Origin of the sequence: Corynebacterium rouxii (assembly GCF_902702935.1) — a bacterium.
Taxonomy (GTDB): domain Bacteria; phylum Actinomycetota; class Actinomycetes; order Mycobacteriales; family Mycobacteriaceae; genus Corynebacterium; species Corynebacterium rouxii.
Window position 1 is genome coordinate 972,698 of sequence record NZ_LR738855.1, and the last position, 25,978, is coordinate 998,675.

Sequence of the window (25,978 nt, forward strand, 5' to 3'; positions counted from 1 at the left end):
TCTAACCCATGACACCTGCGGATCTTTCTCAACTAATTAAACAAACAGCAATTGATGTTTTGTCGGCGCGTGAGCTCGACACCACGGTGCTCCCTGAAACTGTCGTGGTGGAGCGCCCACGCAACCCAGAGCATGGAGATTATGCAACCAACGTTGCTCTTCAGATTGCTAAAAAAGTTGGGATGAATCCGCGAGAGTTAGGCCAGGTGCTTGCCGACTCCCTCGCTGCCAACACGGCAATCGACGAGGCGTCGATCGCAGGCCCTGGCTTTATTAATATCCGACTTGCAGCAGCAGCCCAAGGTGAAATCGTGGCAAAGATCTTGGAAGCGGGGGCTTCCTTTGGTCATTCCGATCTTTACCAAGGCCGCCGTGTGAACCTCGAATTCGTTTCCGCGAATCCCACCGGTCCAATTCACCTAGGTGGCACTCGTTGGGCTGCTGTGGGCGACTCATTGGGCCGTGTGCTTGAGGCTTCTGGTGCCGAAGTTACCCGTGAGTACTACTTCAACGACCATGGTCGCCAGATTGACCGTTTTACTAACTCGTTGGTGGCTTCGGCTAAGGGGGAGCCAACTCCGGAAGATGGTTACGGCGGAGACTACATCAAGGAAATCGCAGATGCCGTGATGGCACAGCATCCAGATGTTTTGAACCTCCCAGAAGCAGAGCTTAATGAGACGTTCCGAGCTACTGGTGTAGAGATGATGTTCACACACATCAAGGAATCCCTGCATGAATTTGGCACCGACTTTGATGTGTACTTCCATGAGAACTCGTTGTTTGAATCTGGTGCCGTAGACAAAGCTATCCAGACTTTGAAGGATAACGGCAACCTGTACTTCAATGAGGGTGCTTGGTGGCTTAAGTCCTCTGAATATGGTGATGATAAAGATCGTGTAGTAATCAAGTCTGATGGCGATGCTGCTTACATTGCGGGCGACATTGCATATGTTGCAGACAAGTTCGACCGTGGCCATGACCTGTGCATCTACATGCTCGGTGCGGATCATCACGGCTATATTTCTCGTCTTCGTGCAGCGGCAGCTGCGATGGGATACGAGCCTTCTAACGTTGAGGTCCTTATCGGCCAGATGGTGAACCTTGTCCGTGATGGCAAAGCAGTCCGGATGTCTAAGCGTGCAGGCACCGTTATCACCTTGGACGACCTGGTGGAAGCTATCGGAATCGATGGTGCTCGCTACTCGATGATTCGTTCCTCGGTCGACTCCAGCTTGGATATTGACTTGCAGCTGTGGGAGCAGCAAAGCAGCGATAACCCTGTCTATTACGTTCAGTATGGTCACGCACGTTTGTGCTCGATTGCACGTAAGGCGGCTGATCTCGGTGTGACCGCAATTGATCCCGACCTTTCACTCCTGACTCATGAGCGTGAAGGTGACCTCATCCGTACGCTTGGCGAGTTCCCAGCTGTGGTTAAGGCAGCAGCCGAGCTTCGTGAGCCACACCGAATTGCCCGCTTTGCTGAAGATCTAGCAGGTACCTTCCACCGTTTCTACGATTCCTGCCAGATCCTTCCTAAGGCCGGTGAGTCGGCAGAGCCTATTCACACTGCACGTTTGGCCCTGGCAAGCGCTACGCGCCAAGTATTGGCTAACGCTTTGGGGCTGGTTGGCGTTTCTGCACCGGAGCGTATGTAGTCATGGATTTCAACGCGTTGCCTTCCCACGTGTGGCCACGTCATGCTGCGCGTGAGGCTGGGGGAGATGTCAGCGTCGCCGGTGTGTCGTTGGCGTCCATTGCTCAGGAATACGGAACCCCTGTCTTTGTCGTTGATGAGGCAGATTTCCGTAGCCGGTGTCGTGATATGGCAGCAGCATTTGGCGGCGCGGATAAAGTCCATTACGCTTCCAAAGCTTTTCTTACACGTCGAATCGCTCGATGGGTTGAGGAAGAAGGCCTAAGTCTTGATATTGCTTCTCATGGGGAATTCCAGGTAGCACTGCGGGCAGGTTTTCCGTCGCAACGCATAACGGCACATGGTAACAATAAAGATTGTGCCTTTTTGCAAGCGCTTGTCGACGCCCGCGTTGGTCACATCGTGATCGACTCGATGGTAGAACTCGAACGTTTAGAAGAAATTGCTGGTGCAGCAGGAATTCAGCAGCCAGTGATGGTGCGTGTTAAACCCGGTATCGAGGCGCATACCCATGAGTTCATTGCTACCAGTCACGAAGACCAGAAGTTTGGTTTCTCGTTGGCGTCGGGCTCGGCGTACGCTGCAGCAGCACGCGCTATTGAATCGGATTCGTTGTATCTGATTGGTTTGCATTGCCACGTGGGCTCACAGGTTTTTGATGCCCAAGGCTTCAGTTTAGCCGCCCAGCGTGTTCTCGAATTGTATTCTCGGATTCACAGTGAGCTCGGTGTGGATTTGGAGCAGCTTGACCTCGGTGGCGGATATGGAATTGCATATACTGAAGGTGAAACACCATTGGACGTGGCCGCTGTGGCTCAAGATTTGCTCAAAGCAGTACAGTCTGCGGCTGATGAAATTGGAATCAGTGCGCCGGAAGTACTAGTTGAACCTGGGCGAGCTATTGCTGGTCCCTCAACCGTTACGGTTTATGAGGTAGGAACGGTCAAAGATGTCCATGTGACTGATCGACAGACGCGTCGTTATCTTGCTGTAGATGGCGGGATGAGCGACAACATCCGTCCTGCACTTTATGAGGCCGAATACGATGCGCGGGTGATTAACCGAAATATCACGGGAACACCAATTTCGAGTCGAGTAGTGGGCTCGCATTGTGAATCCGGAGATATTTTGATCAATGATGCGATGTTGCCTGATGATATTCGCAAGGGTGACTTGTTGGCATTAGCCGCCACCGGTGCCTATTGCTTTGCTATGAGCAGTCGCTACAACATGATGGGGCGTCCTGCGGTTGTGAGTGTGCTTGACGGGCAAGCAAACGTGATGGTGAAACGGGAAACTATTGACGATTTATTGCAGTTAGACGTTCCATAACGTGAGATAAAATGTCCAAATACCCCCATTTTATGCATATATTGTGTGTGAAATGGGGGTTCCTGTTTTTCCTGTAATTGCAGGTGAAGCGGGGGTAAAGAGAAGTATCGCGCCCATGACCCCGAAGTGGAAAGCGGAACGCTGCTACAATTTGGGAAACCTAATGCCCACCTGTTCCGCTATAGGAACCTCTACGAGGAGTGCTATGAACCTTGACTCGCAGCATCATGCAACGTTTAACCCCGGCAAAGGTGAAGGATCACCAGTGGGAATTGCAATTTTGGGCTATGGAACTGTTGGTAGCCAAGTTCTTCGCCTCCTCACCGAAAACCATAATGATTTCCAGCATCGCGCCGGAGGACCACTTGAGGTCAAGGGTGTTGCTGCCTCGAGCGTAGAAAAGCACCGTGGATCTCTTGCCGACCAACTTGGACTACTGACAGACGATGCGCGCTCGCTAATTGCTCGTGATGACGTAGACATAGTTGTGGAAGTCATCGGTGGAATCGATTATCCGCGTGAGTTAATTCTTGAGGCTCTGCACAGCGGAAAGTCTGTGGTGACTGCAAATAAGGCACTGGTTGCGGCTCACTCAGAGGAGCTTGCGGCAGCGGCGGATGAGGCTGGGGTAGATCTCTACTTTGAGGCTGCAGTTGCTGCAGCTATCCCAGTGCTCGGCCCACTGCGCCGTTCCTTGGCTGGTGACCAGATTCAGTCTGTGGCCGGCATCGTTAACGGCACCACGAACTTCATCTTGGACGCGATGGATTCTACAGGTGCAAGCTACGATGACATGCTGGCAGAAGCTACACGTCTCGGTTATGCAGAAGCAGACCCTACCGCTGACGTTGAAGGCCACGACGCAGCGTCAAAGGCTGCGATTCTTGCATCTTTGGCGTTCCATACTCGCGTAACTTACGCCGATGTGTACTGTGAGGGAATTTCTAAGATCACCGCAGACGACATCAATGCAGCCAAGGAAGCCGGCTACACCATCAAGTTGTTGGCCATCTGCGAGCGACTCAATGTTGATGGTGTAGAGAAGGTATCCGCGCGTGTACATCCTACGTTGGTGCCCCGTAACCACCCATTGGCAAGCGTAGACAAGTCTTTCAACGCAATTTTTGTTGAGGCAGAAGCTGCCGGACGCCTTATGTTCTACGGTAATGGTGCAGGTGGTAATCCCACAGCATCTGCGGTACTCGGCGATATCGTTGGTGCTGCTCGCAATAAGGTTTTCGGTGGGCGTGCCCCAGGAGAATCCACCTATGCAGATCTTCCAATCGCGCCGTTTGGTGAGGTTCCTACTCGTTTCCATATTGATATGGAGGTCGAGGACCGCGTTGGTGTTTTGGCCGACCTCGCCAGGACTTTCTCTAACCATGGAATTTCGTTGCGCACGGTGCGTCAGGCTGAAAAAGATGGGCATGCCCGCCTGATCGTGGTGACCCATACTGCGAAGGAAGCCGAGCTTGAGGTAACCGTGGAACAGATTAAGAATTCCGATTCGGTGAAAAAGATCAACAGCGTTATTCGTCTAGCAGGGGAGTAAACCTATGCCCATCGAATTACCGGTAGGTAAAAAAGTTACGGTGACTGTTCCGGCTTCTTCCGCAAACCTAGGTCCAGGTTTTGACACCTTAGGCTTGGCGTTGTCGCTGTATGACACTGTGAAAGTTGAAGTTATCGATCAAGGCCTCGAAGTTGAAATTTTTGGCGAAGGCCAAGGGGAGCTTCCGCTTGATGGATCACACCTTGTGGTTAAAGCTATCCGCGCAGGGTTGAAAGCCGCTGATGTGCAGGTACCTGGATTAAAAGTGTCCTGCCACAACAACATTCCACAGTCGCGTGGTTTGGGATCGTCGGCAGCCGCGGCAGTGGCAGGTGTTGCAGCCGCAAACGGTTTAGCTGGGTTCCCGCTTGATAATGCCCAGTTAGTCCAGATTTCCTCTGCTTTCGAAGGGCATCCAGACAATGCTGCGGCTTCGGTGCTAGGAAACGCTGTTGTGTCTTGGACTGAGGTTCCTGTTGACGGCCGAACCGAGGCTCAATTCAAAGCAGTAACGATCAATGTGGACAGCCGAATTAAAGCAACAGCGTTGGTTCCTGATTTCCATGCGTCAACTGAGGCAGTACGTCGAGTATTGCCTAGCGACGTTACTCACTTAGATGCACGCTTTAACGTTTCTCGTTGCGCTGTCATGACAGTGGCTTTGCAGCACCACCCCGAGCTGTTGTGGGAAGGCACTCGTGACAGGCTGCATCAGCCTTATCGTGCCGACGTATTGCCAGTGACCGCCGAATGGGTCAACCGGCTGCGTAACCGTGGCTATGCGGCTTATCTTTCAGGTGCAGGACCAACCATCATGGTGCTGCACATAGAGCCTGTAGATGAGTCCGTCCTCGATGATGCCCGTGAAGCTGGGTTGCGTGTGTTGTCCTTGGATGTAGCAGATGCTGTGTCTGTGAAGGTCGATGCTTAGACAAACCATGCCATTTTAACTACCGCCCTCCTATTCATGTCTCTAGGAGGGCGGTAGTCGTTATTCCGCGGAATCGTTGTGTGATGATCTGCCGGGACCCTTGAGTGCAATGATCTCGAAGTCGCCATCGGCTAGATGCTGGCGTAGATCGATCTTGTCGAACTTGCCAACGGACGTCTTGTCAATTGATTTCACAAATGTCCAGTATTCCGGAAGCATCCAGTTGGGGAACGTATCGCGAAGCCGCTCACGTAGGCGTTCAGCGGTTTCTTTGTTTGGTTCGACACCTGCAGCTAAGACTGTCACGGACAGCGGCCGTTCGCCCCATTTAGGATCTGGGTATCCAATGACTGCCGCCTCCACGACCACTGTTGCTGCCATGATCTCATTTTCCAACATCGTGGAGTAGATCCATTCGCCGCCTGAGCGGATGACATCGCGTGCGCGGTCATGGATTGTGAGGTAGCCATCGCGAGTTACTGAACCAACGTCGCCTGTGCGAAGCCAACCATCATCGGTGAACTGTTCGGGTGCATCTTCGACTTCGTGGTTGCGGAACATTGACGCGGCACCGCCATTGTCCTCGGTCGATGAATGATAATAGCGTTCGGTGACCCAATTTCCTCGGACTTGAATTTCACCTTGGTTACGGTCTGTCGAGCTCATGATTTCGCCGTCATTGACTACTCGATATTCCAAAGTGGCGGGGAATCGTCCTTGGCTAATGCGATAGTTCAGTCGGGTTTCACCAGAAACTCCCGATGGTGGTCGCGCAACTGTGCCAATAGCAACCGTTTCTGTCATGCCCCACACGTGGACAACATCAACGCCGTAGCGTTCCTCCCAAAGCTTGATCAAGATTGCTGGTACAGCGGAACCTCCCACATAGATTTCTTGCAGGCTCATGCGCTCAGGGGAGTGCCGCATGTAGTGAACCATGAGCTGAATCCACAGAGTAGGAACGCCGTGAGCAACGCGAGGGTGCGCAGTCGCGATGATATGCGCCAGCGATGGGGCAGAAACGCTGGAACCGGGGAAAACAAGCGGTGTACCCGACATAAACGCTGCGATGGGAACGCACCAGCTCAAGATGTGATAGATAGGCACGCAGCATAGGAAGGACTGTCCGTGGGTGACTGCCAATGAATCTGTCGTGCGAAGATTGAGCGCTTGGAGATACAACGCACGATGGGAATATGCCACGCCTTTGGGGGCTCCTGTGGTGCCGGTGGAGTAGCAGATTGCCGCTGCTGTGGTTTCGTCGACTTGCGGCCATTCGTAGACGGTGCTGCGACCGTCGAGAAGCGATTCGTAGGAGTAACACGTGATGTGGTCTGGAATTTCTGTGGCTGCGTCTGTAATGGGGCTGGTGCCGATGAAGATGACAGCACGCACGCTTGGGCAGCCTTGATGCAGAATCGTGCCAAGCTGTTTTGCTAAGCGCTGATCGGCGACAATGACTTCATCTTCAGCATGATTAATGATGTGCCGAATTTGGTCATTCATTAATTGTTTATTTAATGGGTTAAAAACTGCGCCCATGCAGGAAACAGCAAACAGAACTTCAAGGTGTTCCGCGCAGTTGTACATTATCGATCCGATTCGCTGGTCGTTGTCGATACCCAGTTCGTCGTGAAGTGCGTGGGCGAAAGCCGCAGCTCGTGCCGCAATTTCCGCATATGTCGTCTCTGATGCTACCTCGCCATCAAAGGTGGTGATCTTTGTATCCGCGTGTGCGGTGGCACCGTAGGTGAGAATGCGCGCGAGATTGAGCGGAATGTCCTGCATTGTGCTGAGCATGATAATCACCATAGTTGTCTTTTCGGCCCAAAGTTCACTTAAACCTACTTTATGGGTTAGAATCGCTACGAACTTCACGGAAACTTTCTGTGCTTGCCCACGGTTCGATGTTTACTTCTTACCGAGCCGCCAGTGTGTATAGCCTCTTCGCAGCAGAAGTTCACTACTCGGCACACCTCACCATCGCTATTGCTAATATTCATGGTGATTGGTCGTGGTATGCCACGGATTCTCGCCGAAATTTCGGTGGTTTAACCCGTTTGAATCCAGTCAATTCCACAGAATGCTGTCAGCGGTTGTGTCTTGGTTGAACTATTCCCAGTGACTCCTTGACTGCTGATCACGCAATGAAAGGACATCTGTGACTAATACAGATAACGGCGCACAGCGTAATCTCGCTGCTCTGCGTTTGCCCGAACTACGCAAAATCGCTGCAGAAATGGGCCTTAAAGGTACCTCCGCCCTGCGTAAGGGGGATCTAATTGCGGCTATTAACGGTACTTCTGCCGCACATGCAACATCTGTGGCCCCCTCAGACGAGAACAAAGCAGATGCACCGAAGAAAGAACGCCCCGCGCGTCGACGTGCAACTAAGCACGTTGCCCAAGAAGCTGCCTCTGAGTCAGCTGCAGTAGTTGCAGAAGCAGTCGCACCGACACAAGAGCAAGAAGCTCCAGTAGCTGATTCCACTGATCGTCAGCCACGCCGTCGTCGTGCAGTAAAGACGTCAGTGAAAACCACGCAGGAGGAACCCGCTGAGATTCGGGTAGCAGAGGTGGCTGACACGTCTTCTGAGGAACAGTCCACCGAGTCGGCTTCTGAGGACAAAGATAATAACCACTATGAGTCTCGTTCCGCAGCGCGTCGTGCACGTCGTAACCGTGCGCGTCGAGAGCAGCGTGACAATAACCGTTCTGGTGCTAAAGATGAGAGCGAAGCATCTCAGCCAGAAAATGAGAACTCTCGCAACGACGTCACATCTGAAACCTCTGAGACAGCAGACAACAACAACGAGCAGAATCGTTCTGATCAAGCTGATCAATCCGCCAAGTCGGAGTCCAACGACAATGGTCGTGAAGATAATCGTCGCGGTAACCGCAACGATCGTGGGGACCGTGGTGACCGCAATGAGCGTGGTGACCGTAACCGCCGCAATCGTCGTAACCGTCGTGGCCGTGATCGTGACGATAACCGTGACAATCGGGAAAACAACAACGAGCCACGTGAAGATGAAGTCTTGCAAAACGTTGCAGGCATCTTGGACATCGTGGACAACAACGTTGCGTTCGTGCGTACCTCCGGCTACCACGCCGGTGCAGCCGATGTCTATGTGAACAACCAAATGATTCGTCGTCTGGGACTGCGTTCCGGTGACGCTATCGTGGGCCAGGTCCGCATGAATGGCGAGAACAACCATGGTGGTCATAACCGTGGTCGTAACCGCCAGAAGTACAACCCATTGGTTCGCGTTGATTCCGTTAACGGCATGACGGTAGAAGAAGCGAAGGCACGCCCCGAGTTTGCTAAGCTCACGCCGCTGTACCCGAACCAGCGCTTGCGTCTGGAAACTGAGCCTAAGGTTCTGACCACCCGCGTGATCGATTTGATCATGCCAATTGGTAAGGGCCAGCGTGCTTTGATCGTGTCGCCTCCTAAAGCTGGTAAGACCACGATCTTGCAGAACATTGCTAACGCTATTGCCACCAACAACCCAGAGTGCTACCTCATGGTCGTACTGGTTGATGAGCGTCCGGAAGAAGTGACCGACATGCAGCGCTCTGTGAAGGGCGAAGTTATCGCGTCGACCTTCGACCGTCCGCCAAGCGAGCACACCGCTGTGGCTGAGCTTGCTATCGAGCGTGCTAAGCGCCTCGTTGAGCAGGGACAAGACGTGGTGGTCCTTTTGGATTCCATTACTCGTTTGGGTCGTGCCTACAACAACAGCTCGCCTGCATCTGGCCGCATTCTTTCCGGTGGTGTGGACTCCAACGCGTTGTACCCACCGAAGCGTTTCCTCGGTGCTGCCCGCAACATCGAAAACGGTGGATCGCTGACGATCATCGCAACTGCCATGGTAGAAACCGGATCCGCCGGCGACACCGTGATCTTCGAGGAGTTCAAGGGAACCGGCAACGCTGAGCTGAAGCTGGATCGTAAGATCTCGGAGCGTCGCGTATTCCCAGCTGTAGACGTCAATCCATCGGGTACCCGTAAGGACGAATTGCTGCTGGCTCCGGAAGAGGCTCGCATCATGCACAAACTGCGTCGTATGCTGTCTGCTCTTGATAACCAGCAGGCTATTGATCTGCTGATCAAGCAGCTCAAGAAGACCAAGTCCAATGGTGAATTCTTGATGCAGGTTGCAAGTTCTGCGCCTATGGCTGCGGATGCTGAGGAGGACTAATGGCTCAGGTTTCTGCAGTTGACGACATCGTCTCTGAATACCAGGGCATTGAAGCCCAAATGGCCGATCCGGAGACGATGGGTGACCAAACACTATTCCGTAAGCTATCCAAGCGTTATTCGGAGTTGCAGCCCATCATCAACGTAAACAACAAGTTGGTGCAAGCTCGTGATGACCACGAGGCAGCTGAAGAAATGGCCTACGAGGATAAAGAGTTCGCCGCTGAGGCCGAGCGTCTTGCTGAGGAGATTGTCTCCTTGGAAGAACAGCTTGCTGATTTGCTAGCGCCTCGTGACCCCCACGATGGCGACGACATCGTGATGGAAGTCAAAGCCGGTGCCGGTGGCGAAGAAGCTGCACTTTTCGCAGGTGAGCTCGTGCGTATGTACCAGCGTTATGCCGAAAAGCACGGCTTCACTGTCGAGGTTCTTGGTTTGTCTGAATCTGATCTCGGCGGTGTCAAGGACATGACGTTGTCGATTCGTTCGAAGACACCGTCTCGTGACGGCGCATGGAGCGTGTTCAAGTTCGAAGGTGGTGTCCACCGCGTTCAGCGTGTGCCTGTCACAGAATCACAAGGACGTATCCAAACTTCGGCAGCCGGTGTGCTTGTATACCCTGAACCCGACGAGGTTGCAGAGGTAGAAATCGACGACAAGGATTTGCGTGTCGACGTCTACCGCTCCTCGGGTAAAGGTGGGCAGGGCGTGAATACCACAGACTCCGCTGTGCGTATTACACACCTTCCAACGGGTCTGGTTGTGACCTGCCAAAAGGAACGTTCACAGATCCAGAACAAGGCTCGTGCTATGCAGGTTCTGGCTGCTCGTCTCCAAGCTATGGCAGAAGAACAGGCGGAAGCAGAGGCAGCTGAAGGCCGTGCGGCTCAGATTCGGACGATGGACCGATCGGAACGAATCCGTACCTACAACTGGCCAGAGAACCGCATTTCGGATCACCGCATTGGATACAAGGCAAACAACCTTGACTCCGTACTCAACGGTGACCTTGATGATCTCTTCTCTGCATTGCAGGCAGCTGAGCGCGCCGAGAGGCTCGAGGCGGAGTAGTCGCGTGCTAGCTCAGGCACTGCACAAGGCGGAGGCCATCCTTGCTGAGGTAGGGGTGGCCTCGCCGCGTAACGACGCCCACCTCATTGCGGCACATTTGATGAACTGCCAGCCCATGGATCTATTCCTAAAAGGAGATAGCGAGGTTCCAGAAAACTTCTGGGGCTGGATTGAGCGTAGGAAAAACCGCGAGCCTCTCCAACATATTCTTGGGGTTGCTTGGTTCGGCCCGCTGGAACTGACAGTGGGGCAGGGAGTATTTATCCCTCGTCCAGAAACCGAGGTACTTGCGGATTGGGCAGTGCGACACATAAAATCAGACGACACCGTTGTTGATTTATGCACTGGATCTGGGGCTCTAGCAGCTTATATCGCACACGAACGCCCGAACAGTTCGGTGTGGGCGGTCGAGCTTTCCGATGCCGCTATGACGTATGCGCGTAGAAATCTTCCGGACCGAGTTCATCTTGTTCAAGGTGACGTCACGGATCCAGAGATTTTAGACCATCTTAGTGGATCGGTAGATCTCCTCGTGAGTAATCCGCCCTATGTACCATTAAGTAATGATTTAGAGCCCGAAGTGTACCAAGACCCCAGTATGGCGGTGTTTTCTGGTGATTCGGGTATGGACACTACTGATGCCATGATCCCAGTGATTCACCGGCTGTTGGCGCCTGGTGGACTGGTAGGCATTGAGCATGATGATTCTACGTCTGAGCAAACGCAACAGGCGCTCAAGGATCATGGTGGATTTAGCAACATTGAACCACTGAAGGACCTCACTGGCCGCAGTAGGTTTGTGATTGCGAGTAAGATTCCCTAAGAAGTGGCTTCAAATGCATCTTTGTGTTTTGAAGCGATGCAGAACAATTAGCATCCCCCGTAGCATCGAGGGACCGAAAACTATCAAGAAGAGAAAGACTTTCGAACGTGGGCAGAATCTTTGACTGCAGTGACGCGGACACTCGTGAAGCTGGCCTCCAGCAAGCCATCAGTACTGTAAAAGATGGCCGACTAGTGGTCATTCCCACCGATACGCTTTATGGAATCGGTTGTGATGCTTTTGATAACACCGCAGTAGCAAAACTTCTAGAAACGAAGCACCGCGGCCCTGATATGCCAGTGCCAGTATTGGTTGGTAGCTGGGATACAGCTCGTGGATTGGTACACAGCTATTCCGATCAAATGCGAACACTCATTGAGGCGTTTTGGCCAGGTGGGTTGAGCATTGTGGTGGAGCAAGCTCCAAGTTTGCAATGGAACCTCGGCGATACTCGTGGCACCGTTATGTTGCGTATGCCGTTGCATCCAGTCTCCATTGAACTTTTGCGTGAAACAGGCCCGATGGCGGTATCTTCGGCGAATATTTCTGGTCAGACCCCACCGACTACCGCTCAAGAAGCGCAGCGTCAGCTGGGCGATAACGTGAGCGTTTACCTTGACGCTGGTGAGACTCCTGTAGGAACTGCGTCGACAATCGTTGACCTGTCCGGTGATCATCCGCGAATTCTTCGTGAAGGCGCAATCTCAGCGGAACGAGTCGCAGAAGTTTTGGAAGTCGACGTGGAGACGATTCGATAGATGGGTGCTGGTGCCGGTGTCGCCGGTGTGCCCATGCGTGAGCTTGCACTGATCATTCTCGTTGCAGCTTCGCTTACGTTTTTGACCACGGGGATTGTTCGCTACGCTGTGGTCAAAAGCGGGCGAATGGGGGAAATTCGTGAACGAGATGTCCACACCCAACCCAAGCCTCGTCTTGGCGGAGTGGCGATGTTTTCTGGTTTTATCGGCGCAGTATTTTTGGCTGACCAGCTCCCAGCCTTGACTAGAGGATTTAAGCCGGTCACTCCGGAGATGAGTGCCGTTTTCTGGGCCGGTACGATTATTGTCATTGTAGGTATTCTGGATGACCTATTTGAGCTAGATGCGATTACCAAACTTGCAGGTCAAGTTCTAGGTGCAGCTGTCATGAGTATCCTGGGTCTTACGTGGACTTTGGTCTATCTACCCTTTGGTGGTGGCCAGACGCTTGTTCTTGATCAGGTGGTTTCGACCTTGGTCACGGTGCTGTTTACAGTCACATTGATTAATGCAATTAACTTTGTGGATGGCCTCGATGGTTTAGCCGCCGGTTTGGGCATGATCGCTGGTTTATCGATCTTGCTATTTTCTATGACGGTTCTCCACGATCAAGGTGGCATGGTATCGGCATATCCGCCTGCGATTATTGCGGCTGCGCTCGTGGGTATGTGTGCGGGATTTTTACCTCATAACTTTGAGCCAGCTCGTATTTTTATGGGTGATTCTGGCTCCATGCTCATTGGATTATTGCTTGCGGCAGCATCAACATCGGCCAGCGGTAAGATCGATATGAGCCTGTATGGCACAGTTGACGTGATTGCCTTGATGTCTCCGATCATTGTGGTGATAGCGGCAATCTTTATTCCGATGCTCGATTTGGTGATGGCTATTGTGCGGCGCGTTCGAAAAGGAAAATCACCATTTTCAGCCGATAAGATGCATCTGCATCACCGGTTATTGTCTTTAGGGCATACGCATAGGCGAGTCGTGTTGGTGCTTTACCTTTGGGTGTCGGTGGTCGCATTTGGTGCAGTTGCATTTTCGATTGTTCCCCCCGTTTTTGCCACCGTAGGCGTGGTTACGGCTATCGTGTTCGCAGTGCTTGCCAGTAGGGGGCCGGTCATACGTGCTCAGAAGGAAACGCATCGTCGTGAACGTCCGCTCTCATAGACTTAAAGGAAAAATTCGTGATTACATCAGACCAATCGAACGCTTCGCAGTTCGACGACCACCGCAGGCCGTTATTACGAGCGCTTAAATTTGGAACCATAGCATTGGTGGCAATCACCGTAATTTCACTGGTTTTATGGGGGCGGTTCCGTGATTTGCCGGGAATTTGGGGAGTAGTGCTAGGCGCTGCTGTTGGCGGTGGATTTGTCCTTCTCACAGTTGTGAGCGTCTTGGTAACGTCCAATACGTCTGCGGCAACGACAGGGGCAGTGGTGCTTGGTGGATGGCTTCTGAAGCTCGTCGCATTGCTCATCGTGCTCATTATCCTGCGCGGAATGAACTTCTATGATCCAGTGGCATTCGTAGTTACCACGATTATTGCACTAGTGGTTGTACTGGGAACGGAGGTATGGGGGGTTATCACGTCTCGCGTGACGTATGTTTCTCCGGAAAACATATAGTGTCATAGGGGGTAAAAATCCTTAGAAATGAGGTCTAGGAGACATAGACCTCATTTTTTGTTTTTTGTCATACTTAATCAGCGTAAGAAAAATTGCCGCTAGTGTGTTCCTTGCTGCGCGTTTATACCTGTTTAGGGGAGTCAGGTGGGGGAGGGTGGGTACCCCCTACATGTGTTCTGTGATCGAGGTAACAAAATTGCATTTTGCCCGCTAAGGGGCGGTGTTTGAATGATCGATCCACAAGGGAAAACTATCCCCCCGACGCAGGTGGGAATTTCACATTGATGCCTGATAGGGTATTCCGCGGGTTGTTTGAGTAGATCATTTTCGGTTTCCTCAGGCCATGTCCCCTGTGATCATCATGCTGATGTGCGACGGAGTCCGTGATGATTGCAGAGAGTTTTCAGACGTCCATCGCACCGCATGCTTGATTTCAGGTTTATGCGGCCCGAAACTGGGAGAGAACGCTGAGCGTTACAACTTTGGCCATGAAGGGCGAGTTTCACGCGCCCTCCTTGGATCACGAATTTTTCCCGGATCCCATCTGGTTCGCCGATGTGGCGAACGGTTGGTTCACAATCGACCGTCTGATGTTCGTCCGCCTGCTTATGGCGTTGGTCCTTGTAATCTTCTTTGCAATCGCTATGCGTAGCCCGAAGCTTGTTCCTTCCGGCTTGCAAAACGTTGCTGAATACCTTTTGGACTTCGTCCGAATTCACATTGCAGAAGACATTTTGGGCAAGAAAGAGGGCAACCGTTTCTTGCCAATTCTGTCCACCATTTTCTTTGTGGTTTTGTTCTGCAACCTGCCTTCGGTCATTCCATTCCTGAACATTTCGCCAAACGCACGCATTGGTATGCCACTCGTTTTGGCTCTGTTCGGTTACATTGCCTTCATCTATGCAGGTGCTAAGCGCTACGGCTTCTTCAAGTACGTAAAGTCCTCGGTGGTTATTCCTAACCTTCCGCCAGTTCTTCACTTGCTCGTTGTGCCACTCGAGTTCTTCTCGACATTCGTTCTGCGTCCGGCCACACTGACTCTTCGTCTTATGGCCAACATGCTCGCAGGACACATCATTCTGGTACTCCTGTTCTCTGCCACGAACTTCTTCTTCTGGCAGCTGAATGGTTGGACTGCGCTGTCCGCCGTAACTTTGGTTGCGGGGATTGCGTTCACGCTGTTCGAGATGCTGGTGATTTTCTTGCAGGCGTACATTTTCGCTCTGCTTTCTGCCGTGTACATCGAACTGGCGTTGCACGCCGACGAACACTGACCCCGCGGACCCGCGGATCACAATCTCTACATTATTCATATTGCCTGGTAAATAACTGGGCACCTAGAAAGGGAACGACACTCTCATGAACGAAGTCATCCTTGCTGCTTCTGACACCGCAGTCTCCGGCTCCATCGCAACTGTTGGTTACGGCATTGCTACCATCGGCCCTGGCCTTGGTATCGGCATCCTCGTTGGTAAGGCTCTCGAGGGCATGGCACGTCAGCCTGAGATGGCTGGCCAGCTGCGTACCACCATGTTCCTTGGTATTGCATTCGTTGAGGCTCTCGCCCTCATTGGTCTGGTTGCAGGCTTCATCCTTTAATAACCGTCCGACACGAAAGCCGAGATTATGACGAACGTCATTAATTACCTCGCTGAAGGCGAGGCACTACCGCTGGAGGATCACCCTAGCGTGTTGCTCCCTGCGAGCTACGACATCGTCTGGTCGCTCGTCGTGTTCATTATCGTCCTGATCCTCTTCTGGAAGTTCGTTCGTCCGAAGTATCAGGAAGTCCTGACCGAACGTGAGGACCGGATTAAGGGTGGTATTCAGCGTGCAGAAGCTGCACAGGCTGAAGCTAAAGCTGCTCTTGAGAAGTACAATGCTCAGCTCGCCGAGGCACGTGCCGAAGCAGCAGAGATCCGCGAAGAAGCTCGCGCAAAGGGCAAGCAGATCGAAGCTGAAATGAAGGCAAAGGCCACCGAGGAGAGCAACCGCATCATCGAGTCCGGTGAGAAGCAATTGGCAGCACAGCGTGAGCAGGTTGTCACTGAGCTTCGTCGCGAGATGGGCCAGAACTCGATCAGCCTTGCTGAGCGTCTGCTCGGAGACCAGCTCTCCGATGACGTCAAGCGTTCTGGCACGATCGATAAGTTCTTGGCTGAGCTCGACACCGTGTCTCCCGCAGGAAAGTGAGCACCATGCACGCAGCGAGCCGCGAAGCACTAGCACGCGTTACCTCTGACCTTGACAAAGCATTGTGGGAGGCCAAGGAAAACGCTATCGCTACTGCAGCGCACACTGGCGCAGAGCTTTTCGACGTCGTCGAGGTTCTGGATGACGACCGCGCACTGCGCGTTGCTGTCGCAGATTCCGCGAAGACTGCCGAAGACCGTGCTGGATTGGTTTCTGCTGTGTTCGCCGGAAAAGTCAGCCCTGCAACGCTAGAGGTTCTCGTTACCTCTGCACGCGAACTGTGGTCTAACCCTCGCGAATTCCGCGATGGTCTGGTCACGTTGGGCCGCCGCGCACTTCTCCGTTCCGCTGAAGGTCAAGGACAATTGGGTCAGGTTGAAGACGAACTCTTCCGCCTCTCCCGCATCTTGGACAAGGAGCCAGAGTTGACTCTCTTGCTCGATGACCGCAGCACAGACGGTGCGAAGAAGCGTGAGCTCCTGGCGAAGGTGCTGTACGGCAAAGTCACTGCTGTGACTGAAGCCCTTGCACTCCAGGTTATTGGGCGTCGTGAGTCCAATGCGATTGACGATATTGATGCGCTATCTAAGGAGGCTGCTGCATTGCAGGGCCATTCCGTAGCGCACGTCGTGAGCGCAGGACGTCTCAACGACGAACAAAACCAGGCACTGGCACAGAAGCTAGAGCGCATTTATGGTCGTGCGATGAGCATCCACTCTGAGGTTGATCCCAGCCTCCTCGGTGGTTTGGTCATCCGAGTTGGCGACGAAGTTATCGATGGATCGACCTCGGGCAAGCTCGAGCGTCTCCGCGCGAACCTCGCGTAAGCCAACGCGACAACACAATTAGTAATAATGCTGGAAGAAACTACCGAGAGCAGGAAGAACATGGCGGAGCTTACGATCTCCTCCGATGAGATCCGTAGCGCGATTGCGAACTACACCTCGAGCTACTCCGCGGAGGCCTCCCGTGAGGAGGTCGGCGTGGTCATTTCCGCAGCTGATGGTATTGCCCAGGTTTCGGGCTTGCCTTCAGTTATGGCAAATGAGCTCCTCGAGTTCCCAAGCGGCGTCATCGGCGTCGCACAGAACCTTGACACCGACCGTATCGGCGTTGTGGTTTTGGGTAACTACGAAATCCTTAAAGAAGGCGACGAAGTCAAGCGAACCGGCGAGGTCCTCTCGATTCCGGTTGGCGAGAAATTCCTTGGTCGCGTGATCAACCCACTAGGCCAGCCGATCGACGGCCTTGGCGCTATCGAGGCTGAAGAACAGCGCGTCCTCGAGCTGCAGGCACCTTCCGTGCTGCAGCGTCAACCAGTCGAAGAGCCAATGCAGACCGGCATCAAGGCTATCGATGCAATGACCCCAATCGGTCGCGGTCAGCGTCAGCTGATCATTGGTGACCGTAAGACCGGTAAGACCGCAGTCTGCATCGACACCATCTTGAACCAGAAGGCTAACTGGGAGTCCGGCGATAAGAGCAAGCAGGTTCGCTGCATCTATGTTGCAGTCGGCCAGAAGGGCTCGACCATCGCTGCTGTGCGCCAGACCCTAGAAGAGCACGGTGCATTGGAATACACCACCATCGTTGCTGCACCAGCTTCTGATTCCGCAGGCTTTAAGTGGCTGGCACCTTTCGCAGGTGCTGCATTGGGCCAGCACTGGATGTACCAGGGTAACCACGTCCTGGTTATCTACGATGATCTGACCAAGCAGGCAGAGGCATACCGTGCCATCTCCTTGCTGCTTCGCCGCCCACCAGGACGCGAAGCATACCCAGGTGACGTCTTCTACCTCCACTCCCGTCTGCTGGAGCGTGCTGCAAAGCTCTCCGACGATATGGGTGCAGGCTCTATGACGGCGTTGCCTATCATCGAGACCAAGGCAAACGACGTTTCCGCCTTCATTCCTACCAACGTGATTTCCATCACTGACGGTCAGGTATTCCTCGAGTCCGATCTGTTCAACCAGGGTGTTCGCCCGGCTATTAACGTCGGTGTGTCCGTTTCCCGTGTTGGTGGCGCAGCTCAGACCAAGGGTATGAAGAAGGTTTCCGGTTCCTTGCGTCTGGATCTCGCTGCTTACCGTGACCTCGAGGCATTCGCTACCTTCGCATCTGACCTCGATGCTGCTTCCAAGGCTCAGCTTGACCGCGGTGCACGCTTGGTCGAGTTGCTCAAGCAGGCAGAGAACGCACCTCAGTCTGTTGAGCACCAGATCGTTTCCATCTGGCTTGCAGGCAACGGCCACTTCGATACCGTTCCCGTCGAAGACATCCGTCGCTTCGAGTTTGATTTGATCGATCACCTGCACGCTGCTGCACCACAGGTATTCGAGCAGATTGCCGGCGGCGCTCAGCTGTCCGAGGAATCCCAGGCTGCGCTCGTAGCTGCAACTGAGGATTTCAAGCGCACCTTCCAGACCACTGATGGCACCCCCGTGCTCAACGAGCCAGAGGTCGCGGCACTGCCTGCAGACCAGGTGAAGAAGAACACGATTTCGGTGAAGAAGTAAGACGTTACAGTCTGAAAACGACCATCAAGGAAAAGAAGGGAGGCGAATGAACCATGGCAAATCTTCGTGAGCTACGCGACCGTATTCGGTCCGTGAACTCTACAAAGAAGATCACCAAGGCTCAAGAGCTGATCGCGACGTCGCGCATCACCAAGGCTCAGGCTAGGGTAGAGGCTTCTCAGCCTTATGCTACTGAGATCCACAAAGTGATGGAGCGTCTCGCTGCAGCTAGCTCCCTTGAGCACCCTATGCTCCGTGAGCGTGAGGGTGGAAAGCGTGCCGCTGTCCTCGTTGTTTCGAGTGACCGCGGTATGGCTGGTGGCTACAACTACAACGTATTTAAGAAGGCAGCTGAACTTGAAAAGCTGCTGGAAGATAACGGATATGAAGTTGTTCGTTACGTCACCGGTAACAAGGGTGTTGGTTATTACAAGTTCCGTGGCCAAGAGGTTGCGGGTGCTTGGACCGGTTTCTCCCAAGATCCTTCTTGGGAAGAAACACACGACGTTCGTCGCCACCTCATTGACGGCTTCAATGCCAGCTCTAACGGCACCGCTCGGTACCGTGATGGTTTGAACGTTGATGAGGGCCAGAAAATCCAAGGATTTGACCAAGTCCATGTTGTGTACACCGAGTTTGAGTCCATGTTGACCCAGACCGCTCGTGCACATCAGCTCCTGCCGATCGAACCAGTCATTGAGACTGTAGAGATCCCAGAAGCAGACGGAATCTTGGATCAATCCGGCGAGCCGACTCCGGACGTTGAATTCGAGCCAGATGCAGATACCCTGCTGGAAGCACTGCTTCCTCAGTACGTATCCCGTAGCTTGTTCGCAATGTTCCTCGAAGCTGCTGCTGCAGAGTCCGCATCGCGTCGTAACGCTATGAAGTCTGCAACTGACAACGCTACGGCCCTGGTCAAGGACCTTTCGCGTGTTGCCAACCAGGCCCGTCAGGCACAGATCACCCAGGAAATCACAGAGATCGTCGGTGGCGCTAGCGCACTCGGCGATAGCGGAGAAAGTGACTAGATTATGACCACAGCTCTTGAAGAGCAGAACACGCAGCAGGCGTCTGTCGCCGGCCGCGTCGTGCGCGTCATCGGTCCGGTCGTCGACGTGGAGTTCCCGCGTGGCGAGTTGCCGGCACTGTACAACGCGCTGACTGTCGAGGTCACCCTCGAGGCAGTCGCTAAGACAATTACCCTTGAGGTAGCCCAGCACTTGGGTGACAACCTCGTTCGCGCCGTGTCCATGGCACCTACTGACGGCCTCGTCCGTGGTGCTGTTGTGACCGACTCGGGCAAGCCAATCTCCGTGCCAGTTGGCGACGTTGTTAAAGGCCACGTCTTCAACGCACTCGGCGATTGCTTGGATGAGCCGGGCCTCGGACGTGATGGCGAACAGTGGGGCATCCACCGCGATCCACCACCATTCGACCAGCTCGAAGGTAAGACCGAGATTCTCGAGACCGGTATTAAGGTCATCGACTTGCTCACCCCTTACGTTAAGGGCGGCAAGATTGGTCTATTCGGTGGTGCAGGTGTGGGTAAGACCGTGCTCATCCAGGAGATGATCACCCGTATTGCCCGCGAGTTCTCCGGCACCTCCGTCTTCGCCGGTGTTGGTGAGCGTACCCGTGAGGGCACCGATCTCTTCCTTGAAATGGAAGAGATGGGCGTTCTTCAGGACACCGCTCTCGTGTTCGGCCAGATGGACGAGCCACCAGGAGTCCGTATGCGCGTCGCTCTGTCCGGTCTGACCATGGCGGAGTACTTCCGCGACGTTCAGCACCAGGACGTGCTTCTGTTCATCGACAACATCTTCCGTTTCACTCAGGCAGGTTCCGAGGTTTCGACCCTTCTTGGTCGTATGCCTTCCGCCGTGGGTTACCAGCCAACCCTGGCTGACGAGATGGGTGTTCTCCAGGAGCGTATTACCTCTACTAAGGGTAAGTCGATTACGTCTCTGCAGGCCGTTTACGTTCCTGCCGACGACTACACCGACCCAGCTCCTGCGACCACGTTCGCTCACTTGGATGCAACCACCGAGCTCGACCGTGCAATCGCTTCCAAGGGTATTTACCCAGCAGTGAACCCGCTGACTTCTACCTCTCGTATCCTCGAGCCAGGTATCGTTGGCGAGCGCCACTACGCAGTTGCACAGCGCGTGATCAACATTTTGCAGAAGAACAAGGAACTCCAGGACATCATCGCCATCCTCGGTATGGACGAGCTGTCTGAAGAGGACAAAATCACCGTTCAGCGCGCACGTCGCCTTGAGCGCTTCTTGGGCCAGAACTTCTTCGTTGCTGAAAAGTTCACTGGCATCCCAGGCTCCTACGTGCCGCTGGCTCACACCATCGACGCATTCGAGCGCATCTGCAACGGCGACTTCGACCACTACCCAGAGCAGGCCTTCAACGGCTTGGGTGGCTTGGACGATGTCGAGGCTGCATACAAGAAGATGACCGAGAAGTAGAGGGGGGCACGCACATGGCTGACATCACCGTGGAACTGGTTTCAGTAGAGCGTATGCTGTGGTCCGGAAAGGCCAGCATCGTTACTGCGCAGACCGTTGAAGGTGAGATCGGTGTGCTGCCCGGCCACGAACCATTGCTCGCCCAACTGGTCGACAACGGTGTTGTGACTATCCGTCCGGTCGACGGCGACAAGCTCGTCGCCGCCGTCCAGGGTGGTTTCCTCTCCATTTCTAAGGAAAAGGTCACCATTCTTGCGGAGTACGCTATTTGGGCTGATGAGGTTAATACCGCTGAGTCCGAGTCGCACCTCCAGGCCGATGACGAAATTTCCAAGGCTCGTGCAGAAGCAGAGCTCAAGGCCGTACGTCGTAAGGCAGAGGCCTAGGAAAAGGGCACAAGCCCCTCTCCATTCGTAAGCCCCTGTGGGATTCTCAGCTCAAGTCTGGGAGACTCGCAGGGGTTTTTCGGTGTATCAATATTATTGAGCTTCACTTTTAAAATTGATTAAGTTTGTTCCCGCTGGTAACCGTAGTAAAATGTCGGATTAACTAGTTTTTCGTGCAGTTGTTTTAGCTGTTCTGACATTCTTAGCCTCGCCGCAAGGAGCAATGTGATGAAGTTTGCCATTGGTATTACCCTTCTCTTATTGGTCCTCGCCGTGCTGTTTGCTGTTGCCACATGGCGTTTTTTATATGTGCGAAGTAGCGGCTCCGCTGTAGTTATTCGTGAGTTACCGTCTCCAAGTGGCCGCCATTGGCGTCATGGATCCATGCGATATCACGGTGAAGGATTGCAGTATTTCAAGCTTCGTTCACTCAAACCTGGGCCAGATTTGGTCGTGGATCGTCAACAAGTGGATTATTTGGGGGCACGCCCACTTGAGGATTCTGAAATATTGCTACTTAATTCCGATGCGAAGGTTCATAAGATTAAATATTTAGCTCGGGATTATGAAGTAGCACTCGACAAATCTGCATCGATGGCTTTTGTTTCGTGGATTGAATCCGCTCCTAGCCGACGTCAAGAACGAATCGATTACAACGCGTTATACCGCAAAGTTGATCGGAGTAAGCGTAAATAGTCTTAACACGATAGGGTATTGAGCATGCGTCTTGTCATTGCTCGTTGTTCTGTCGATTATATTGGTCGCCTCGAAGCTCACCTTCCGATGGCTGATCGTCTACTCATGGTTAAAGCCGATGGATCTGTATCTATCCATGCTGATGACCGCGCGTACAAGCCTTTGAACTGGATGACACCTCCGTGCACGTTAACGGAAACGACGCATGAGGAACCGGAAAATGGTGAATCGATTCCGCTATGGATCGTTGAAAATAAAAAAGGTGAGCAGCTACGTATCACCATTGAGGCGCTGCATTCCGACATGTATTACGACTTGGGCGAAGACCCAGGGCTACAAAAAGATGGCGTTGAGGCGCATCTCCAAGAACTTCTGGCTGAGCACATTGAAACGCTTGGCGACGGCTACTCGTTAGTGCGTAGGGAGTATCCAACACCAATTGGTCCCGTCGATATTCTGTGCCGTGATGATAAAGGTGGCGCTGTCGCAGTCGAAATCAAACGTCATGGTGGCATTGATGGTGTTGAGCAACTTAGCCGTTATCTTGAGCTGCTCAACCGCGATGACTTACTCGCACCCGTGGAGGGCGTGTTCGCGGCGCAGCATATCAAGCCACAAGCTCGTACGCTGGCCGAAGACCGTGGAATCCGATGCGTCACGCTGGACTATGATTCACTGCGTGGAATCGAATCAACAGAGCTACGTCTGTTCTAGTTAGTTTCGTGTGAGGGATTGATCTAACGTGGGACGAAGAAATAGAAGAGCGGTGCCGGAGTTACGCGCTTTACCGCGTGATGGCGCAACATACTACGGAACTCAGGTTGTAGAAGGCCCGCAGTGGACCAATGGGGAACTGTATTTGATGCGACACATGGGCTCGCATGCAGCGGTGAAGTTCTACGTGTGCCCAGGTTGCAATCAAAATATTCCTCCAGGAATTGCGCATATTGTGGCATGGCCCAAGGATTCGGTTCGAGGCGCTGACGATCGACGCCACTGGCATCGCTCCTGTTGGGAACGTCGTTAAGAAAACAGCTAATGCAAAAGAGCGGCTGGGTATCCCGTGACTACAAGGGTACCCAGCCGCTCTTGGCTAGAAACGCTTTACTTTTGTGGCTCGGTGAGCTCTAGGAGGACGCCGCCGGCATCCTTCGGGTGAACAAAGTTAATACGAGCGCCAGCGGTGCCGTTCTTTGGTTCTGGGTAGAGCAGGCGAACGCCTTGAGCCTTGAGGTGCTCAGACAGCGCGTCGATGTCTGAGGTACGCAGGCACATTTGCTGCAGGCCTGGGCCCTTTTTGTCGATGAACTTAGCAATGGTGGAGTCCTCGTTCAATGGAGCGAGAATCTGGATCATTCCATCGGTTTCCTTGAGGTTCTTAGGGCCGATCATGGCCTCATGAACGCCTTGTTCCTCGTTAACCTCATCGTGGTGGTTAACCCAGCCGAATGCAGAACGGTAGAATTCGACGGCTGCGTCGAAGTCTGGAACTGCAATGCCTACGTGGTCGAGGCAGATAACGAGCTCGTGTGGAATATCAATGGCTGAAATATCGGTACTCATGGTTTCCAACTTTAGCTACATCCACTGCCATGTGTGCGGATTTTGCGCGTTCAAACCAGATTTGGAGTGTGAGACTATGCTCATTGACATGATTCTTGCATTTTCTGTAGCACCTACCGAAACCCCTAATAACAAGGCAGAAATGGCTGATGTAGTAGCAGAGGCTATTCGAGTTGTTCGTGAATCTGGTCTGCCAAATGAGACAAATGCCATGTTTACTTTGATCGAAGGGGAGTGGGATGAAGTCATGGCTGTGGTGAAGAAAGCCGCCGACGCTGTTCTTGCTGTGTCTCCACGGGCAAGCCTTGTTATTAAGGCAGATATCCGACCAGGTTACACAGGGCAATTGCAGCAGAAGGTAGCGTCGGTGGAGCGTGTGCTTGCAGGGGGTTCGGAGAGCTAAACCTATTGCAGATTTTCTAGGACTGATACATCAGGTTGTGGCATGGTTTTAGGCACGATCACCACATGATCGTCGATGGTATGAACATCAACATTGATTTCAAATACCTCGGAAATCAATTGTGGTGTCATGATGTTGCTTGGAGCGCCTTCGGCATAGACTGCGCCATCTTTCATCACAATAAGATGGTCGGCATATCTAACAGCCTGTTGTAGATCGTGCAAGACGGTCACAATAGTTCGTCCGAGCTGTTGCCGCAGTGCTCGGGCGAGCTCCAAAAGCTGGTATTGGTGGGCTACATCGAGATACGTTGTGGGCTCGTCTAGGAGAACTACGGGTGTGTTTTGGGCCAGCACCATTGCGAGCCAGACTCGTTGACGTTGGCCGCCAGAAAGCTCAGCAACGCGGCGGTGGCGTAGTTGTGCCGTGCCAGTTGCTAGGAGAGCGGAATCAACTGCTTGAGCATCCTTAGTTGACCACTGTCGCAGAAGGGTTTGGTAGGGGAAACGACCTCTGCCTACGAGTTCTTCGACAGTAATATCAGCTGGTGCAAGTGCTGTTTGCGGCAGCAAAGCGATACGTTGGGCTATGTATTTTGTGTGCAAAGAATCCAGTGGGTTGTCACCTAGATACACTTGCCCAGTGTGTGGTTGAAGTATTCGCGCAAAGCTTTTTAATAGTGTGGATTTACCGCAACCATTTGGCCCAATGATGGCTGTGAATTGTCCTTGTGGCACCTCGATAGTGAGGTTAGTACTTACTGTGTGTTTATCCCACGCCAATGTGACGGAATCGGTACGAAGAATGTGGGAAGTGCTGGTCATGAATTCTCCTTCGAGCCGCGGGCTATGAGCCACAGCAAGTACATGCCACCGATGGTGACGGTGACGAGGCCAACAGGAAGCTGGGTGGGGTAGAAAAGCCGCTGGCCGATGAGGTCTGCAACGATAATAAGCAAAGCACCGATTACCGACGTCTCTACAAGTGGGGTTCGTGCAGACGACGTTAGTGCACGGGCAATGTGTGGAGATGCCAAAGCCACAAATGCGATGGGGCCAGCGACAGCGGTGGTTGCTGCCACGAGGAATACTCCACTGAGTAAGAGGAGGAGCTTGGTTAGCTGTAATCGAAGCCCAAGGCCTACAGCGAGATCGTCTCCTAGGCTAAGAACTTCGAGGAATCGCCGCAATGGAATAGTTGCGGTGATAAGAATTGCTAGGACACAGCAGGCTGGTATCGCTATGGTCCAGCGGAGTCCATTAAGTGAGCCTGCACCCCAACTTGCCGCAGATAGTGCTGTGTCGAGTTCTCCGCGGGTAATTAACCACCTATTGAGAGCCGAGAGCATTGCTGAGATTCCTAGGCCTACCAAGATGATGCGAAGGCCGTCGATACGTGTTCGAACTGACAGTGCGATCACCACGGCTGAAACTGCTAGACCGCCGATGAGCGCACCGGTAACGGTTGCACCAAAGCCAGACCATCCTAGGAGGAAGGCTGCGATTACGCCGGTGTAGGCGCCGGTCGAAAATCCGATGATGTCAGGTGATCCGAGCGGGTTGCGTGTGAGAGATTGGAAAAGTGAACCAGCAATGGCTAGTGCTGCGCCTACTAAGATTCCGGTGACCACTCGAGGCAAGCGCCACTGCATGACAACTGTGTGTGCTAATGGGGTTTCGCTGGTGAGAAGCTGCCAAGTGCTTAGTCCGGCTCCTGGAATTACCAAGCTGTATGCCGCGGTGACTAGGAGGAGGGAGGAGAGTATGACGAGTACACGCAT

26 protein-coding genes are annotated in these 25,978 nt (G+C 53.2%); 22 read left to right on the top strand and 4 right to left on the bottom strand.

The genetic code is table 11. The annotated features are described in order from the left end of the window. Positions 1-8 precede the first annotated feature (8 nt). From argS to thrB, 4 genes are all read left to right on the top strand, one after another. Positions 9-1,661, top strand: coding sequence for an arginine--tRNA ligase (argS, locus tag CIP100161_RS04980; RefSeq protein ID WP_155872398.1), 1,653 nt, complete (start codon positions 9-11; stop codon positions 1,659-1,661). A gap of 2 nt (positions 1,662-1,663) precedes the next feature. Continuing rightward, complete coding sequence (lysA, locus tag CIP100161_RS04985; RefSeq protein ID WP_155872400.1) at positions 1,664-2,992, top strand: diaminopimelate decarboxylase; 1,329 nt, start codon at positions 1,664-1,666, stop codon at positions 2,990-2,992. Positions 2,993-3,197: 205 nt separating this feature from the next. Continuing rightward, positions 3,198-4,544: a homoserine dehydrogenase gene (locus tag CIP100161_RS04990; RefSeq protein ID WP_155872402.1), complete on the top strand. Its 1,347-nt coding sequence runs from the start codon at positions 3,198-3,200 to the stop codon at positions 4,542-4,544. Between the two features lie 4 nt (positions 4,545-4,548). Further along, positions 4,549-5,475 (top strand): homoserine kinase, encoded by a 927-nt coding sequence (gene thrB / locus CIP100161_RS04995; protein WP_155872404.1) that lies wholly within the window; start codon positions 4,549-4,551, stop codon positions 5,473-5,475. Positions 5,476-5,535: 60 nt separating this feature from the next. Here the strand turns inward: thrB and CIP100161_RS05000 are convergent, their stop codons facing one another. Next, positions 5,536-7,275 (bottom strand): long-chain fatty-acid--CoA ligase, encoded by a 1,740-nt coding sequence (locus tag CIP100161_RS05000; protein ID WP_155872406.1) that lies wholly within the window; start codon positions 7,273-7,275, stop codon positions 5,536-5,538. 361 nt (positions 7,276-7,636) lie between these two features. Here CIP100161_RS05000 and rho point away from each other — a divergent pair, with 361 nt between their 5' ends. The 17 genes from rho to CIP100161_RS05085 all read left to right on the top strand — a co-directional run bounded on the left by rho (position 7,637) and on the right by CIP100161_RS05085 (position 23,259). Next, complete coding sequence (gene rho, locus CIP100161_RS05005) at positions 7,637-9,679, top strand: transcription termination factor Rho (protein WP_155872408.1); 2,043 nt, start codon at positions 7,637-7,639, stop codon at positions 9,677-9,679. Further along, positions 9,679-10,749, top strand: coding sequence for a peptide chain release factor 1 (prfA, locus tag CIP100161_RS05010; RefSeq protein WP_155872410.1), 1,071 nt, complete (start codon positions 9,679-9,681; stop codon positions 10,747-10,749). Before rho ends, prfA begins: the two co-directional genes overlap by 1 nt. A 4-nt stretch (positions 10,750-10,753) precedes the next feature. After that, the gene (prmC, locus tag CIP100161_RS05015) at positions 10,754-11,572 is read left to right on the top strand and encodes a peptide chain release factor N(5)-glutamine methyltransferase (protein WP_155872412.1); all 819 of its coding nucleotides are present in this window, start codon (positions 10,754-10,756) and stop codon (positions 11,570-11,572) included. A gap of 107 nt (positions 11,573-11,679) precedes the next feature. Further along, positions 11,680-12,330, top strand: a complete 651-nt coding sequence (locus tag CIP100161_RS05020) for an L-threonylcarbamoyladenylate synthase (protein WP_155872414.1) — start codon at positions 11,680-11,682, stop codon at positions 12,328-12,330. Continuing rightward, entirely contained in the window at positions 12,331-13,500 is a 1,170-nt protein-coding gene (locus tag CIP100161_RS05025; protein ID WP_155872416.1) for an MraY family glycosyltransferase, read from the top strand. A 17-nt stretch (positions 13,501-13,517) separates the two neighbouring features. Continuing rightward, a complete protein-coding gene (locus tag CIP100161_RS05030; protein ID WP_155872418.1) occupies positions 13,518-13,961 on the top strand; it encodes a hypothetical protein in 444 nt (147 codons plus the stop codon). Between the two features lie 488 nt (positions 13,962-14,449). Then, the gene (gene atpB, locus CIP100161_RS05035; protein ID WP_155872420.1) at positions 14,450-15,235 is read left to right on the top strand and encodes a F0F1 ATP synthase subunit A; all 786 of its coding nucleotides are present in this window, start codon (positions 14,450-14,452) and stop codon (positions 15,233-15,235) included. An 85-nt stretch (positions 15,236-15,320) separates the two neighbouring features. Further along, positions 15,321-15,560, top strand: coding sequence for an ATP synthase F0 subunit C (locus CIP100161_RS05040; RefSeq protein ID WP_003851091.1), 240 nt, complete (start codon positions 15,321-15,323; stop codon positions 15,558-15,560). Between the two features lie 27 nt (positions 15,561-15,587). Further along, complete coding sequence (locus tag CIP100161_RS05045) at positions 15,588-16,154, top strand: F0F1 ATP synthase subunit B (RefSeq protein WP_003851094.1); 567 nt, start codon at positions 15,588-15,590, stop codon at positions 16,152-16,154. Between the two features lie 5 nt (positions 16,155-16,159). Next, positions 16,160-16,981, top strand: a complete 822-nt coding sequence (locus CIP100161_RS05050; RefSeq protein ID WP_155872422.1) for a F0F1 ATP synthase subunit delta — start codon at positions 16,160-16,162, stop codon at positions 16,979-16,981. A 60-nt stretch (positions 16,982-17,041) separates the two neighbouring features. Then, a complete protein-coding gene (atpA, locus tag CIP100161_RS05055; protein ID WP_155874531.1) occupies positions 17,042-18,670 on the top strand; it encodes a F0F1 ATP synthase subunit alpha in 1,629 nt (542 codons plus the stop codon). Between the two features lie 53 nt (positions 18,671-18,723). Continuing rightward, the gene (locus CIP100161_RS05060; RefSeq protein WP_155872424.1) at positions 18,724-19,701 is read left to right on the top strand and encodes a F0F1 ATP synthase subunit gamma; all 978 of its coding nucleotides are present in this window, start codon (positions 18,724-18,726) and stop codon (positions 19,699-19,701) included. A gap of 3 nt (positions 19,702-19,704) precedes the next feature. After that, positions 19,705-21,150, top strand: a complete 1,446-nt coding sequence (gene atpD, locus CIP100161_RS05065) for a F0F1 ATP synthase subunit beta (RefSeq protein WP_003851105.1) — start codon at positions 19,705-19,707, stop codon at positions 21,148-21,150. A 14-nt stretch (positions 21,151-21,164) separates the two neighbouring features. Continuing rightward, positions 21,165-21,536: a F0F1 ATP synthase subunit epsilon gene (locus tag CIP100161_RS05070; RefSeq protein WP_003851106.1), complete on the top strand. Its 372-nt coding sequence runs from the start codon at positions 21,165-21,167 to the stop codon at positions 21,534-21,536. Between the two features lie 228 nt (positions 21,537-21,764). Then, a complete protein-coding gene (locus CIP100161_RS05075) occupies positions 21,765-22,232 on the top strand; it encodes a DUF2550 domain-containing protein (protein ID WP_155872426.1) in 468 nt (155 codons plus the stop codon). A gap of 24 nt (positions 22,233-22,256) precedes the next feature. Beyond that, entirely contained in the window at positions 22,257-22,946 is a 690-nt protein-coding gene (gene nucS / locus CIP100161_RS05080) for an endonuclease NucS (protein WP_155872428.1), read from the top strand. 28 nt (positions 22,947-22,974) lie between these two features. Beyond that, positions 22,975-23,259: a hypothetical protein gene (locus CIP100161_RS05085; RefSeq protein ID WP_014301750.1), complete on the top strand. Its 285-nt coding sequence runs from the start codon at positions 22,975-22,977 to the stop codon at positions 23,257-23,259. Positions 23,260-23,336: 77 nt separating this feature from the next. Here CIP100161_RS05085 and mce read toward each other — a convergent pair whose 3' ends face one another. Beyond that, on the bottom strand, positions 23,337-23,795 hold the full coding sequence (gene mce, locus CIP100161_RS05090) for a methylmalonyl-CoA epimerase (protein ID WP_155872430.1): 459 nt from the start codon (positions 23,793-23,795) through the stop codon (positions 23,337-23,339). A gap of 88 nt (positions 23,796-23,883) precedes the next feature. On the opposite strand from mce, the gene CIP100161_RS05095 reads away from it, so the two are divergent. After that, positions 23,884-24,198 (top strand): thiamine-binding protein, encoded by a 315-nt coding sequence (locus tag CIP100161_RS05095; protein WP_179951829.1) that lies wholly within the window; start codon positions 23,884-23,886, stop codon positions 24,196-24,198. Between the two features lie 2 nt (positions 24,199-24,200). On the opposite strand, the gene CIP100161_RS05100 is transcribed toward CIP100161_RS05095, so the two are convergent. Together CIP100161_RS05100 and CIP100161_RS05105 are read right to left on the bottom strand one after the other, a co-directional pair. Further along, positions 24,201-25,022, bottom strand: coding sequence for an ABC transporter ATP-binding protein (locus CIP100161_RS05100; RefSeq protein ID WP_155872434.1), 822 nt, complete (start codon positions 25,020-25,022; stop codon positions 24,201-24,203). Next, on the bottom strand, positions 25,019-25,978 hold the full coding sequence (locus CIP100161_RS05105) for a FecCD family ABC transporter permease (RefSeq protein ID WP_155872436.1): 960 nt from the start codon (positions 25,976-25,978) through the stop codon (positions 25,019-25,021). The genes CIP100161_RS05100 and CIP100161_RS05105 overlap by 4 nt, the downstream gene beginning before the upstream one ends.